The organism is Luedemannella flava (assembly GCF_039528515.1).
Classification (GTDB): Bacteria; Actinomycetota; Actinomycetes; order Mycobacteriales; family Micromonosporaceae; genus Luedemannella; species Luedemannella flava.
This window is the reverse complement of record NZ_BAAALT010000053.1, coordinates 153,419-166,379: the sequence shown is the minus strand read 5'-3', so window position 1 is coordinate 166,379 and position 12,961 is coordinate 153,419. Positions and strand designations below refer to the sequence as shown.

The following is a 12,961-nucleotide window of genomic DNA, read 5'->3' as shown; positions in this document are numbered from 1 at the left end:
GCGGACAGGCCGGAACCGTTGTCACAACGCGGTCTTGTGCTCCGATGCCGGTTACGGCGAGCTCAGCGGCTTGGCCTTCTGCGGGTAGAACGTCTCGTGGCGGGCCAGCATGGCGACGAGCTCGCCGATCTTCCGCTCGCGGGTCTGCGCCCGTTTGACGGCATTGACCCGGTAGATGAGTGCGAACCGGTTGGCCTTGGTGAGTACGTCGAACATGGCCTGCGCGGCCGGGACGGCGGCGATGGCGGCGAGGAGGTCGGCCGGCGCCTCGGCTTCCGACGGCGGGGCGTAGGCCGCCGCCCACCGCCCGTCCGCTTTCGCGGCGTCCACCGCGGCGCGGCCCGAGGGCAGCATCAGCCCCTGCGCCTCCAGCCGGGCGACGTTGGCGACGTTGCGTTGTGACCAGGCGCTGCGGGGTCTACGAGGGGTGAACCGGATCCACGAGGACTCCTGATCCCGCTTCCGGGCCTGCCCGTCGATCCAGCCGAAGCACAGGGCCTCGTCGACCGCCTGCTGCCAGGTCAGTGTGGTGACCGTGCCGCCCTTCTTGGTCAGGGCCAGCCAGACGCCGGGCGACGTGGCGTGGTTGGCCGACAACCACGCGCGCAGCGCCCCGGCGTCCGCGACGATCAACTCATCCAGCTCGGCGCTCGCCATGACGGCAGGCTAACCGATGCCACGTGGCCGCAGCCCCTGTCTGTTGGCAAGTCGGACCGCTGGCCTGACGCGAGTTCACCGAGCAGGTGCCGCATCCGACCAACGACCTGGCGGTCGGTCTGACCCCGACGCGGGGGAACCAGTTTCTCGTGCCGGCCGTTGCACTTCTCGCGGCTCCAATGGAGGTACGCGGTCAGGTTGGCGGTGCGTGACTCGCGGCGGTTGCGCCAGTACGCCCCGGCCGCTGTCAGGACCGACACGGCCAGCGCCGGGCCCGCGATGTCGGCGTGACTCAGGCTGCCGGCGTGGCGGCAGAGGCGGTTGCGACCGGGGCGTCGAACTCGTACGCGACGACCGGGACCTGGCCCAGCACCCACGCGTCATGGCCGGGCTCGATGACGTAGGCGGCGCCCGAGGTGATGTCGTACTCGGCGCCGTCGGCGGTAGCCACGTGCAGCGTGCCGGATGCGAGGACGCCGAGGTGGCGAACCTGACACGTCTCCGTGTTGACGATGGGCCGGATGGACTGTGACCACCGCCAGCCGGGTTCAAAGGTAAGGCGTGCCACCTTCACCCCGTCGATGGAGACGATGGCGACCGACGCGAGCGGCGGGGTTCGTAGCTCGTCAGGGGTCTCGAAGGTCCTGACCTTGGCTGCTTCCACAGTCACTCCTCGCTCGGCGTTCCGTCCACTTGCTACAGACGCTACGGCCATCTCCCGTGCCGGCCATCGGTCGATCGGAGCCAGCTCCGTGGCGTCAACGTCGTGGGCGACTGCTGATCGGTCGGTGGCGAGCCATACCGCTACATGAGGTGACGGACTACAAACCTGGAGCAGCAGCTCTATCTATGCCGCGGGTTCGCTGGTCAACTGTTTCGGCTCGACGGGCTACACCGGATATGAAGGCACGGTAGCCTGGGCCGGAAGAATACGGATGGATCGGGTGGCAGTCGTGTCCGGCGGGCGCAGAAGAAAAGGCGCGTACTACCTTGCCCAGGACGGGCAGCGTGCCGTGATCGCACCGGAACAGCGGTTCGGCCTGCCCCGCAAGGGGCATGGAACCGTTTACGTTTGCGAGAGCCGCGATGTCAACCGCCAGATTGTCTGGACTGCTGAGTGGATCGACGAGTATGAGCAGCCGGACGCCGATGGCTGTACGGTCGGCATAGCAAAATTCGAAGGTGACTTCGAGGCCGCGGCCCGTTGGGCGCGGACGCAGCCGGCGGCTTCATGGCTCATGGCATCACGGTCTACGCCCGCTTGGTCGCCGCTGCCAGGCATCGCCGATCTTCCCTAGTTCTGCGTGTACGCCGCCAGTTGAGACGGCACGCCACCCAGTCCGGGTAGCGTGCCGTCTCAACATTTCATATGACTCTGAGATCAATCGGTTAGCGGCCGTAAAGGCCATAGGGCGCGGGTACCGCGACCGGCTTGCGCCACGACTCCGCCGGGCGCCGGCGCAGCAGCCAGGCCACCGCGCCCGTGGCCGCCGCGGCGAGCAGCGTCACCTGCACGAGGACGTGCACGACGGCGAAGAAGCCGAGGAAGACCAGCCCGCGCTCCTGGCGGACCAGCTTCACCAGCCCCGGGTCGGCCGCGAACGACGCGACCAGGGCCGCCGCCGGGACGGCCGCGAGCCACGGGGACACCGCGACGGCCGGCAGAGTAGCGACGGCCAGGGCGGTGGCCGCGAGCGAGGCCGGGCGGTGGGCGGTCAGGTTCGGCGCCCGGCTCCCGGCCTTTGCCGCCCCTGTGCCGGCCCGCTTGCGCTCCGCGACCGCCATCGGCACGAGCTGACGCGAGCGGCGGAACTGCTCGCTCAGCACGGCGCGCAGCGTGGCCGCGTCGTCGTGCCGGCCCATCATCCGGTCGGTGAGGATGATCCGGCAGCGGCGGGCGAGCCGGCCGCTGATCTCGATGTCCTCGCCGTCGCGCAGCGTCTCGTCGAACCCCCCGGCGGCCAGCAGCACGTCGCGGCGGACCACCGCGAGTGCGAACAGGGCCGTGCGGACCTCGCCGACGGCGCGCACGCGCCAGTGGTGGTTGTGCAGGGTCTTGTACCGCTCCACCGGGCCGTCGTCGACGAGCGGCTCGGTGTCGTAGATGCCGTGCACCAGGCCGACCGACGGGTCCTCGGCCAGGACGGCCACGCCCTGTTCGAGGGCGTCGGGCGCGAGCGCGATGTCGGCGTCCACGTAGCACAGCAGTTCCCCGGTGGCCGCCGCCGCGCCCGCGTTGCGGGCGGCCGACGGGCCGGCGTTGACGGGCTGGCGCAGCACCGTGGCGGAGTAGCCGGCGGCCAGCTCGGCGGTGGCGTCGGTGCTGCGGTCGTCCACGACGATCACCTCGGTCACCGGGTACGTCTGGGCCCGGATCGCGGTCAGGCAGGCGTCGAGGGTGGCGACCGCGTTGTACGCGGGCACGATGACCGTCACGGTCGGTCGGTGTTGGGTCACGATTCCTCCAATGCGAGGTGGTGGCGCACGCGGACGGGGTTGTCCGCGCGGGTCCTGGGAGTGGTCCGCCGCGTCGCGGCGATCAGGAGCACCGCTCCGCCGAGCAGCACCTCGCTGGCGACGCAGACGAGGCGGCTCGCCACGGCCGCGAGCGTCGCGGCGGGCAGCGGGAGCACGGTGGCGAGGACGAGGCCGAGCAGCACGTCGCGCGCGCCCCAGCCGTCCGGCAGGAAGATCACGAGCATGCCCGCGGTGGCGGCGAACGCGAACCCGCCCACGCACACGGGCAGCGCGCGCAGGGGGTCGGCGCCGAGCAGCACCGCGATGAGCCACAGATGCAGGCCGCCGAGCACCCAGCTGGCGAGCGAGATGGTCAGGGCGCGGCGGGTGGTGCGCGGGTCGGGGGCGCGGTCCGGCAGCGGCCGGCGGACGCGCCGCGCCGCCCAGGCGCAGGCGCGGTAGCCGAGGTCGGGGCGGACGTACCCGACGACCACGAGGGACACGAGGGCGAGCAGCCACACGGCCTGCGGGCCGAGGACGGCGGGCGCGACGACGAGGCCGACGGTGCCGCCGGTGATCAGGCCGACGACGAGGCTGAGCAGGAACACCGTCATGACCTGGCCGGTGCCGAGCCCGGCCCGGCGGCCGATGTCCACCTGGGCCAGCACCGACCAGACGCGTCCGGGCAGGTACTTGCTCAGGAAGCTGATGAAGAAGATCTTCGCCTCGGGCACGAACCCGGGCCGGCCGGCGACGCTGCCGAGCAGGCACCGCCAGGACACCCAGACGAGCAGTACCCCCCCGGCGTTCGTCGCGATCGCCGCGATGAGTACGGGCACGCTCGCGGGGCGCAGCAGGAGGTCCAACGCCTGCGGCGGCACCGAGCGGACGGTCAGCACGATGCCGGCCACGATGGCGGCGGCGAACGCGACCGTGAGGACGCGGCGCCACCACGACGGGCGGCTCTGCTCCGTTGGGCGGATGGTCTCGGTCATCTGCGCTCACCCCGTGACGGCGTAGGAGTTCGTATCGACATCGACCGTACGAACGAGGCCGCGACCAGCACAGGTAGCGACAAGGAGGCGGCGCGAATCGTGTACCGAGGTCGTAGGACCGACTACGACGTGGGTCGTAGGACCCGTCCGCCCACCCGCGCCCGGGGGCCGCCACGTCGTACGACCAAGGTGTGGCAACGACTGCCATCTATGGGCGAGGTACCCGGGGTGGTCCGCGTCGAATGATGTCGCTCAACACACGACGACCCGGCACCACGGACGATGGGAGCCCACCCCCATGAGCATCACGTACCAGCCGACGAGCAGCCCGACCTTCACCCTGCCCGACCTCAACCGGTGGTGGGGCTGCCTGTCCCTGAGCTGGCGCGAGGCCCGGCCGGTCGTCCAGCTGATGTTCCAGCTGCGCTTCCTCACCGCCGCGGCACTGGCCGCGGGCGGCCTGGCCGTCGCCACCGACGCCGACGTGACCGCCGGCGCGCTCGCCCGGGTCCCGCTCGCGGCGCTCGCCTGGCTGTGCGTCACCTGGAACATCTACCTGCTCAACGGCATCAACGACCTGCCGGAGGACCGCCGCAACGGCTCGGCCCGCCCGCTCGCCGCGGGGCGGCTCCCGCTGACCGCGGCGCGCCGCATCGCGGGCGGGCTCGCGGTGGCCGGGGTCGCGCTGGCCGCCGCCCACTCCTGGCCGATGGTGGTCGTGGTGGCCGCCATGCTCGGCGTCGGCTGGCTCTACTCCTCCGGCCCGCGCCCGCAGAAGGCGAACATGGCGGGCTTCGTCGCCGTCGTCACCGCGGGCGGCGTGCTCACCTACCTGGCCGGCGCCCTGTCGGTGGGCCTGCCCGCCGCGCCGGCCGGGATCTGGCTGCCGCTCGTGGTACTGGGCCTCGCGATGTCGTTCTGGATGAGCCTTGCCGGTACGACCAAGGACCTGTCCGATGTGGCCGGTGACCGGGCGGCCGGGCGGCGCACCCTGCCGATCCTGCTCGGCGACCACGCCGCACGGCAGCTCATGGGCGTGCTCGCGATCGGTGTCGGCGTGACGCTGCTGGCCGCGTCCCTGGCGTTCGCGCCGGTCCTGCTGCCGGCGGGCGTCGCGTTGACCGCGGGCGGCGGCGTCGTGGCGGCGCTGCTGATCGCGCCGGTCGCCGGCACGACACGGGCCGCGCTGCGCCGCCCGTACCGGGCGTTCATGGTGTCGCAGTACGCGGTGCACGGGCTCGTACTCGCCCAGTGCGTCGCGTAACGGCCGACGGACACAGTGACGACCGTTGCTAGAGTTGGCCCCTCAGACGTGACATGGTCCGCCGGGGAGGCAACCCATGCAGATCCGCCCACGTGCGGGCCGTCGACTGGCGGTCCGCACGTGACGTTGTCGCGGCGCATCCGGGTCGCCCTCGCCGACGACCACACCCTCTTCCGGCAGGGCGTGCGGGAGATGCTCTCCACCGACAGCGGCCTCGAGGTCGTCGGCGAGGCGTCCAACGGCCCCGCGGCGGTGGCGATGGCCACCGAGCACCAGCCGGACGTGCTGCTCCTCGACGTGGAGATGCCCGGCCCGGGCGCGGGCCCCGTCATCCGCGAGGTGCGCCGGGTCTGCCCGCAGACCCAGGTGATCGTGCTGACCATGCACGACGACGCCGACGTGGTGCACGAGCTGCTCGGCAGCGGCGCCGCGGCGTACCTGGTGAAAACGATCCTGCGCGACGAGCTCGTGGCCGCGGTCCGCTCGGTGGCCCGCGAGCCCGAGACGGTGCTGCTGTCGATCTCGCGCCAGACGGTCTCCCGGCTGGACGCCCAGCGCACCCGCCCCGAGGCCGACAACCCGCTCACGGAGCGGGAGCTGCAGGTCCTCAAGCTCACCGCGCTCGCGTTCAGCAACGCGCAGATCGCCAGCCGCCTGCACATCACCCAGGCGACCGTGAAGCGGCACCTGACCAATGTGTACGCGAAACTCCAGGCGGTCTCCCGCGTGGACGCGATCCGTAAAGCGACGGCCCGCCGCCTGATAGACCCCGACGAGGACGCCCCCGCCGGCTGACCGCGACGGAGTCCGCCGAAGGTCACCGTGATCGGGGGCCGAAAGACCCGTCTGCCGCATCGTTAGCTAAGGCTAGCCTCACTTTCAACGAACGGGGCGGGCTGGCCCCAGCGGCGTGGTGAGGTGCGATGACAACGGGTCCGCAGAACAGTTCCGACCGCGCGTTGGCCGACCTGGCGCCCGGTGAGCAGGGCCGGGTGGTCCGGGTCGTGGCCGCGGTCGCATCGATCGCCGGCCGGATGGTGGACCTGGGATTCTCCCCCGGCACACCGGTGGCGGTGGTGCGCCGGGCGCCGCTCGGCGACCCCGTCGTCTACCGGGTGAAGGACTACGAGGTGTGCCTGCGGCGGGCGCAGGCGGCCTGCGTGCAGGTGACGGGAGCGGACCGGTGACCGCGGCCTGCCACACCGGTGGCGCGGCTACCGTCACGCCGGCCCGGGCGCCCCGGCTGGCCCTGGTCGGCAGTCCCAACGCGGGCAAGACCAGCATCTTCAACGCGCTGACCGGCCTGCACGCGAAGACCGGCAACTATCCCGGCGTGACGGTCTCCCGGTTCGTGGGGACCTGCCGGGTCGGCGCCGACCGGTACGTCATCGAGGACCTCCCGGGCACCTACAGCCTGGACCCGATCAGCGCGGACGAACGGATCCTGGTCGACGTCCTCGATGGCCGGCTGGACGGGGTGGCGCGCCCCGACGCGCTGCTGGTGGCGGTCGACGCCACCACCCTGCGCCGCTCGCTGGGCCTGGTCGCGCAACTGCTGGCCCGGGGACTGCCGACCTGCGTGGTGGTCACGTTCATGGACGAACTGAGCCGACGGCAGGGTCGCCTGGACGTGGCCGCGCTGGGGCAGGCGCTCGGCGTGCCGGTGGTCGCGGTGATCGGCAACCGGGGTCAGGGCATCGCCGAACTGCGGGAGACGTTGACGGGCTGGGACCACTGGCCCGTACCCACGATCGCGCCGCCCACCGAGGCGGCCGAACGCGACGCGTGGGCCGAGTCGGTCCTGGGTTTCGCCGGATACCACCCACCGCAGCCGCACCGCGTCACGCAGCGGGTGGACGCGGTACTGCTGCATCCGCTGTGGGGCAGCCTGGTGTTCCTGGCGGTCATGGTGCTGTTCTTCCAGACGGTGTTCACCGTCGCGGCACCGGCGCAGGACCAGATCGAGAACCTGCTGGGACGGCTGTCCGGGCTGGTCGTCGCGCACGTGCCGGAGCCGTGGCTGGCGCGCCTGCTGGGCGAGGCCGTCATCGGCGGGATCGGCGGGGTCCTGGTCTTCCTGCCCCAGATCGTGCTGCTGTTCCTGCTCATCGCGCTGCTGGAGGGCGTGGGCTACCTCGCCCGCGCGGCGTTCGTCATGGACCGGGTCATGGCGGGCGTCGGCTTGGAGGGACGTGCCTTCGTGGCCCTGCTGTCCTCGTTCGCCTGCGCCGTGCCCGGCATCATGGCCACCCGCACGCTGCCGTCGGCCAAGGACCGGGTGGCCACGATGATGGCCGCTCCCCTGATGACCTGCTCGGCACGGCTGCCGGTGTACGTGCTGATGATCGGCCTGCTGGTCGACCCGTCCGCCAGGGTCGGCCCGTTCGGCGCCCAGGGTCTGGTGATGTTCGGCCTCTACCTGCTCGGCGCCGTGTCGGCGATGCTGGCCGCCTGGGCGTTCAAACGGCTCGGCGACCGGCGCGGGCTGGCGCTGCCGTTCTACATGGAGATGCCGCCGTACCGGCTGCCCCGGCCCCGGTCGGTGCTGCTGATGGTGTGGGACTCCGCGCGGTCGTTCCTGCGTAAGTGTTCAACCATCATCGTGGCGACGTCCTTCGCCCTGTGGTTGCTGCTGAACCTGCCGGTGCACTCGGCCCACCATCTGGGCGCGGCCGGGGTGGACGCCGGCGATCCGGCGGCCGTGGCCGCCTACACGGTTGACCACAGTGTCGCCGCCGGCCTGGGCCGGCTGGTCTCCCCCGTGTTCGACCCGCTCGGCTTCGACTGGCGGATCAACATCGGCGTGCTGTCGGCGCAGTCGGCCCGGGAGACGTTCGTCGCCACGCTCGGTCAGGTCGCCGCCGCCAACGACCCCGAGCACCCGGACGACGCCCTGCGGGCGATGACCGACGCGGACGGCCGGCGGCTGTTCACCCCGCCCACCCTGGCGGCACTGCTGGTGTACTTCGTGTACGCGCTGCAGTGCATGTCGACGGTCGCGGTGCTGCGCCGGGAGACGGGTACGTGGAAGTGGCCCCTGATCGCCTTCGGCTACCTGAACGGGCTCGCGTGGCTCATGGCCTACCTGGCCCGGATGGCCGTCATCGCGCTGGGCGGGTGACGCGATGGTCCCCATCCATCCGCAGCCCTGCCCCGACCAACCGGACCGGGTGCGTTGGGTCATCCCCGCCGGGTGGCTGCCGTGCGTCGGCCCGCTCGCGGCCTGCCCGTCGCCGCTGGACGCCCTCGTCGCCGACGGCACGCTGGTCGAGGTCGCGGCGGAGCCGGCAGCCGTCCTGACCCGGCTCGGGCCGGGCCGGTCGTGGGCGGTCGACGGGCCGCGCGTCAGAACCGCCCTGCACGCCGCCCTCGACGACCCAGCCGGCTGGCACCCGGCGGCAGCCGCCACCTCCGACGCGGCACTCGCCGCGGCGGCGGGCGCGCTGCTCGCCGGCGCGGCCGGTAGGTTCGCCCGATCCCACGGTGGCGTCATCGACCTGGTCGACGTCCGCGACGGCGTCGTGACCGTACGACTCGGCGGCGCCTGCCACGGCTGCCCCGCTGCCCGCGCCACCCTGCGTGAGCGACTGGACCGCCAGTTGCGACGGATGATCCCGTCGCTGCATGAGGTGCGGGAAGCTCGTGGGTAACCGGGACCGGCGGGCCGGCGTCAGGCCGCGGCGCGCAGGCGGGCGGCGGTGGCGCGGAGGACGTCGTCCAGCGGGGTGGGGTGCAGGGCGAAGACGTCCGTCGTCTCGGTCGCGTCCATGATGTACGGGGACGTGAACTGGTAGCGGGTCGTTTCCAGCTCGCGGATGAACGGGGCGAAGAGGCCGATCGCGCGCACCGCCAGGTGCGGGATCTCGGTCAGTCGCGCCTTCGGGGCGCCGTTGACGGCGACGAAGCGGTCGGCGAGCTGGCGGACGGTCAGGGCCGGGTTGCTCGGCACCAGCCACGCCCGGCCGAACGCCCGCTCATCGGTGGCGACGGCGACCAGGGTGCGGGCCGCGTCGGTGGTCGAGGTGAAGGTGTGCGGCACGTCCAGCGGCGCCGGCACGTAGCCGCGCCGACCGGCGAGCAACGGGTTGCCGAGGGCCTCGCTGAAGACGGACCGGGCCTCCAGGAAGTCGCTGGCCCGCACCTCGACCGCCCGGATCTGCCCCGCCTCGTGACGGGCCAGCGCGTCACGCCACATGTCGGCACGCAGCCGCAGCTTCGGGTGCGTCGCGGCCAACGGGGTGTGTGCGGTCATCACCTCGTCGACGGGGCCGTGCCCGTACAGGTTGCCCATGGTGACCAGGGCGGCGCCGCTGCGGGTGGCGGCCGCGAGCAGGGACGACGCGAGCGGCGGCCAATCGGTGAGCCAGCGGTGGTAGAGCGGGTTCGCGCAGTTGTAGAGCGCGACGGCGCCCTCGGCGAGCGCGGCGAGCCGGTCCGCGTCGGTCGCGTCGGCGGCGACAAGCTCGATCGCCGGGTGCGACGGACCGGAGCCGCTGCGGGTGACCATGCGGACACGGTCGCCACGCTCGGCGAGCAACTGGGCGGCGGTGCTGCCGACGGCGCCGGCACCGACGATGACGTGCAGGTTCATGGTTTCCTCCCAATTCGAGAGCACTGCTCTCTATCTGGAGCAATGGTTACACGCCAGGGTCGGTCGACGCAAGAGCAGTGCTCTCGGTTGTGTGCGATACTCCCGTCATGCCTGCTGGATCCATCCGCGCCCGGGTACGCGCCGAGATGCTTGCCGAGATCAAGGCGGTCGCCCGCCGGCATCTCGCCACCGACGGCGCCAACCTGTCACTGCGCGCGGTGGCCCGCGACATGGGCATGGTGTCCTCGGCGCTCTACCGCTACTACGCCAGCCGGGACGAGCTGCTCACCGCGTTGATCATCGATGCGTACGACGCGCTGGGCGAGGCGGTCGAGCGGGCCGACGCGTCGGTGACCGACCGGGCCGACGCGCGCGGGCGGTGGCTAGCCTGCTGCCATGCCGTGCGCGACTGGGCGCTCGCCGAGCCGGCCGAGTACGCCTTGATCTTCGGCAGTCCGGTGCCCGGCTACGCCGCGCCGGTCGACACCGTCCGGGCCGCGCAGCGCACGCCGTTGGTCCTCATCGGGATCGCGCTGGATAGCGGGAGCACTGCCCGCGTCCCGTTCGCGGGCGACGTGCCGGCCGCCCTGGCGGCCGACTTCGCCTCCCTGCGGGCCAGGCTCGGCGTCGAGATTCCCGATCATGTGCTGCTCGGTGGGTCGTACGCCTGGATCCATCTTTTCGGTGCGGTGAGTTTCGAGCTGTTCGGGCAGCTCAACAACGTGGTCAACGCGAGGCGGGAGTACTTCGCCCACCAGATGACCGCGGTGGGTGAGCAGTTGCTCGGGCTCTGACGGACGCGCGCGATCGGCCCGGGATCGACATAATGGGCGGCTCGTGTCCAGATCGGGGAAGGGTCACCGATGGAAACAGCCGAGAGCCCGGACAGCGCCGAGAATCCGGAGGCCGCCGACACGCCAGCGGCCGCTGCCACGCCGGAGCCGGCCGCCACGGACGGGAAGCCGCCGCGTCGACGGCGGCGCAAACTGCTCCTCACCTTCGGAGTGCTGGTCGCCATCCTGGGCCTGGCCGCCGCGGCCGGCGCGGTCTACGTCTCGTCGGTGCCGACGCCCAATGCGATCACCCTGCGGGAGTCCACCGTCGTCTACTACTCCGACGGGAAGACGGTGATGGCCCGGCTCGGTCAGCAGAACCGCACCATCATCGACACGACCAAGCTACCGCCGTACGTCGCGTGGGCCGTGATGTCCGCCGAGGACCGCACGTTCGAGACGAACCCGGGCGTGGACTTCAAGGGCCTTGTGCGGGGCGTCGTCGGCAGCAATGACGGCCCGGGTGCGTCCACCATCACCATGCAGTACGCCCGCATCGCCGCCGACATCACCGGCGCGACCGGCCCCGACGTGGCCGTCATGGCGTGGAAGTTCGACGACGAGTACAGCAAGCAGCAGATCATGGACATGTACCTGAACACCGTCTACTTCGGCCGCGGCGCGTACGGCATCGAGGCGGCCGCGTACGCGTACTTCGCCAAGTCGGCGAAGTCGCTGACGCTGCCGGAGGCGATGGTCCTCGCGGGGGTCATCAAGTCCCCCGGCGACGGGGCGTTCGACCCGTCGGTCAACCTCGACACCGCCAAGGACCGGTGGAACTTCATCCGCGCCGGCCTCAGCGAGGCCCCCCTCAAGAAGCTCCCGGCGGACGAGACGGCGAAGCTCACGTACCCCACGGTGTTCGTGAAGTGGTCGCCCGAGACACCAGCGACGGGCAGCGGGCTCGACGAGCCGACCGGACTGATCGTCCAACAGGTGCTGGCCGAGCTGCGGCAGCTGCCCGAGTTCAAGGGCAAGGAGCCCGGATTCATCGAGAACGGCGGCTTCAAGATCGTCACGACGATCGACGCGGCCGCCGAGGACATCGCGCTCAGCCTCGCCGACGAGACCCGGCGGGGCTCGCTGTTGTACGGGCAGCCCAAGACCCTGCAGGCCGCCGTCGTGGCCATCGAGCCCGGCACGGGTCGGGTGCTCGCCTACTACGGCGGCCACAACGGCATGGGCGCCGACTTCGCCAGCTGGTACTACGACGCCCAGGGCGAGCCGACGGGCTACGGCGCGCACCCGCCGGGCTCCACCGCCCACGTCTACGGCCTGGCGACCGCGCTGAGAAACGGCATCTCCCTGAAGTCGTACTGGTCCGCCGACAAGATCAAGACCTTCCCCGCGAGCGGACGCGACGCCACCCGGCCCGTCCGCAACCGCTCCTCGGCGGCCTGCCAGCCGACCTGCACGCTGCTGGAGGCGACGAAGGCCCAACTCACGGTCCCGTTCTTCGGCCTCACCGAACAGCTCGGCGCCAAGAACGTGATCGACATGGCCCGCAACGCCGGCATCCGGGACATGTGGAGCTACACGGGCGACGAGCGCAAGCGCGTCGACCTCCGCGACGCCGGCGCCGACCTGACGACGTTCGGCACCGAGGTGGGCATCGGGCAGTACCCGGTCACCGTGTTGGACCAGGCCAACGCCATGGCGACGTTCGCGCAGGGCGTGCGGGCCGAGGCGCACTTCGTGAAGCAGGTGACGAAGGTCGGCGCGGTCGTCCACGCGGAGAAGCTGCCGGACGCGGGGGCCAACCGCATCCTCAGCGACAACGCGCTCAACGACCTCGCCTACGCCCTCAAGCAGCCCCTGCCCGACGGGCAGGACGCCGCGCTCGCCCTGGGCACCTGGCAGTACGCCGCCAGCCCGGTCGACAACGCGCACGCGTGGGCGGTCGGCTACACCCGCAACCTCGCGGTGGCGGTGTGGACCGGCAACACGGGCAAGGAGCAGCCGCTGCGGCTCAAGAACGGCGCGCTGATCTACGGGGGCACCATCCCGGGGCCCATCTTCCGCGAGTTCGTCGTGCGGGCCACGGACGCCCTGCACCTGACGCACAAGCCGTTCGGGCAGCCGGTCTTCCTCGGCGACCAGGCGGCGGGCAACACCCCGGCGCCGAAGTAGCGCCACGGTCGGGGCGCGCCGCGCGCCCCGACCG

13 protein-coding genes are annotated in these 12,961 nt (G+C 71.9%); 8 read left to right on the top strand and 5 right to left on the bottom strand.

What is annotated here, in order from left to right:
• Positions 1-51: 51 nt before the first annotated feature.
• Complete coding sequence (locus ABD211_RS10840) at positions 52-657, bottom strand: YdeI/OmpD-associated family protein (protein WP_344128938.1); 606 nt, start codon at positions 655-657, stop codon at positions 52-54.
• A 292-nt stretch (positions 658-949) separates the two neighbouring features.
• Entirely contained in the window at positions 950-1,321 is a 372-nt protein-coding gene (locus ABD211_RS10835; RefSeq protein ID WP_344128936.1) for a cupin domain-containing protein, read from the bottom strand.
• A gap of 280 nt (positions 1,322-1,601) precedes the next feature.
• Between ABD211_RS10835 and ABD211_RS10830 the strand changes: the two genes are divergently transcribed.
• On the top strand, positions 1,602-1,955 hold the full coding sequence (locus tag ABD211_RS10830) for a hypothetical protein (protein WP_344128934.1): 354 nt from the start codon (positions 1,602-1,604) through the stop codon (positions 1,953-1,955).
• A 91-nt stretch (positions 1,956-2,046) separates the two neighbouring features.
• Here ABD211_RS10830 and ABD211_RS10825 read toward each other — a convergent pair whose 3' ends face one another.
• On the bottom strand, positions 2,047-3,114 hold the full coding sequence (locus ABD211_RS10825; protein WP_344128932.1) for a glycosyltransferase family 2 protein: 1,068 nt from the start codon (positions 3,112-3,114) through the stop codon (positions 2,047-2,049).
• Complete coding sequence (locus ABD211_RS10820; RefSeq protein ID WP_344128930.1) at positions 3,111-4,109, bottom strand: lysylphosphatidylglycerol synthase domain-containing protein; 999 nt, start codon at positions 4,107-4,109, stop codon at positions 3,111-3,113. Before ABD211_RS10820 ends, ABD211_RS10825 begins: the two co-directional genes overlap by 4 nt.
• A 298-nt stretch (positions 4,110-4,407) precedes the next feature.
• Between ABD211_RS10820 and ABD211_RS10815 the strand changes: the two genes are divergently transcribed.
• The 5 genes from ABD211_RS10815 (at position 4,408) to ABD211_RS10795 (ending at position 9,023) form a co-directional block, all read left to right on the top strand.
• A complete protein-coding gene (locus ABD211_RS10815; RefSeq protein WP_344128928.1) occupies positions 4,408-5,373 on the top strand; it encodes a UbiA family prenyltransferase in 966 nt (321 codons plus the stop codon).
• Positions 5,374-5,493: 120 nt separating this feature from the next.
• Positions 5,494-6,168, top strand: a complete 675-nt coding sequence (locus ABD211_RS10810; RefSeq protein WP_344128926.1) for a response regulator transcription factor — start codon at positions 5,494-5,496, stop codon at positions 6,166-6,168.
• Between the two features lie 128 nt (positions 6,169-6,296).
• Complete coding sequence (locus ABD211_RS10805; protein ID WP_344128924.1) at positions 6,297-6,560, top strand: FeoA family protein; 264 nt, start codon at positions 6,297-6,299, stop codon at positions 6,558-6,560.
• Positions 6,557-8,494 carry a ferrous iron transporter B gene (feoB, locus tag ABD211_RS10800; RefSeq protein ID WP_344128922.1) on the top strand — a complete coding sequence of 646 codons (1,938 nt, stop codon included), beginning with the start codon at positions 6,557-6,559 and terminating at the stop codon, positions 8,492-8,494. The genes ABD211_RS10805 and feoB overlap by 4 nt, the downstream gene beginning before the upstream one ends.
• A gap of 4 nt (positions 8,495-8,498) precedes the next feature.
• Entirely contained in the window at positions 8,499-9,023 is a 525-nt protein-coding gene (locus ABD211_RS10795; protein WP_344128920.1) for a NifU family protein, read from the top strand.
• Positions 9,024-9,043: 20 nt separating this feature from the next.
• On the opposite strand, the gene ABD211_RS10790 is transcribed toward ABD211_RS10795, so the two are convergent.
• Complete coding sequence (locus tag ABD211_RS10790) at positions 9,044-9,964, bottom strand: Rossmann-fold NAD(P)-binding domain-containing protein (RefSeq protein WP_344128918.1); 921 nt, start codon at positions 9,962-9,964, stop codon at positions 9,044-9,046.
• A 107-nt stretch (positions 9,965-10,071) separates the two neighbouring features.
• Between ABD211_RS10790 and ABD211_RS10785 the strand changes: the two genes are divergently transcribed.
• The gene (locus ABD211_RS10785; protein ID WP_344128916.1) at positions 10,072-10,758 is read left to right on the top strand and encodes a TetR/AcrR family transcriptional regulator; all 687 of its coding nucleotides are present in this window, start codon (positions 10,072-10,074) and stop codon (positions 10,756-10,758) included.
• Between the two features lie 69 nt (positions 10,759-10,827).
• Entirely contained in the window at positions 10,828-12,927 is a 2,100-nt protein-coding gene (locus ABD211_RS10780) for a transglycosylase domain-containing protein (RefSeq protein ID WP_344128914.1), read from the top strand.
• Positions 12,928-12,961: the final 34 nt, after the last annotated feature.

Coding starts and splice junctions, on each gene's coding strand:
- ABD211_RS10790 (WP_344128918.1), bottom strand. CDS start 9,964: ATGAACCTGCACGTCATCGTCGGTGCCGGCGCCGTCGGCAGCACCGCC.
- ABD211_RS10840 (WP_344128938.1), bottom strand. CDS start 657: ATGGCGAGCGCCGAGCTGGATGAGTTGATCGTCGCGGACGCCGGGGCG.
- ABD211_RS10795 (WP_344128920.1), top strand. CDS start 8,499: ATGGTCCCCATCCATCCGCAGCCCTGCCCCGACCAACCGGACCGGGTG.
- ABD211_RS10780 (WP_344128914.1), top strand. CDS start 10,828: ATGGAAACAGCCGAGAGCCCGGACAGCGCCGAGAATCCGGAGGCCGCC.
- ABD211_RS10820 (WP_344128930.1), bottom strand. CDS start 4,109: ATGACCGAGACCATCCGCCCAACGGAGCAGAGCCGCCCGTCGTGGTGG.
- ABD211_RS10785 (WP_344128916.1), top strand. CDS start 10,072: ATGCCTGCTGGATCCATCCGCGCCCGGGTACGCGCCGAGATGCTTGCC.
- ABD211_RS10815 (WP_344128928.1), top strand. CDS start 4,408: ATGAGCATCACGTACCAGCCGACGAGCAGCCCGACCTTCACCCTGCCC.
- ABD211_RS10805 (WP_344128924.1), top strand. CDS start 6,297: ATGACAACGGGTCCGCAGAACAGTTCCGACCGCGCGTTGGCCGACCTG.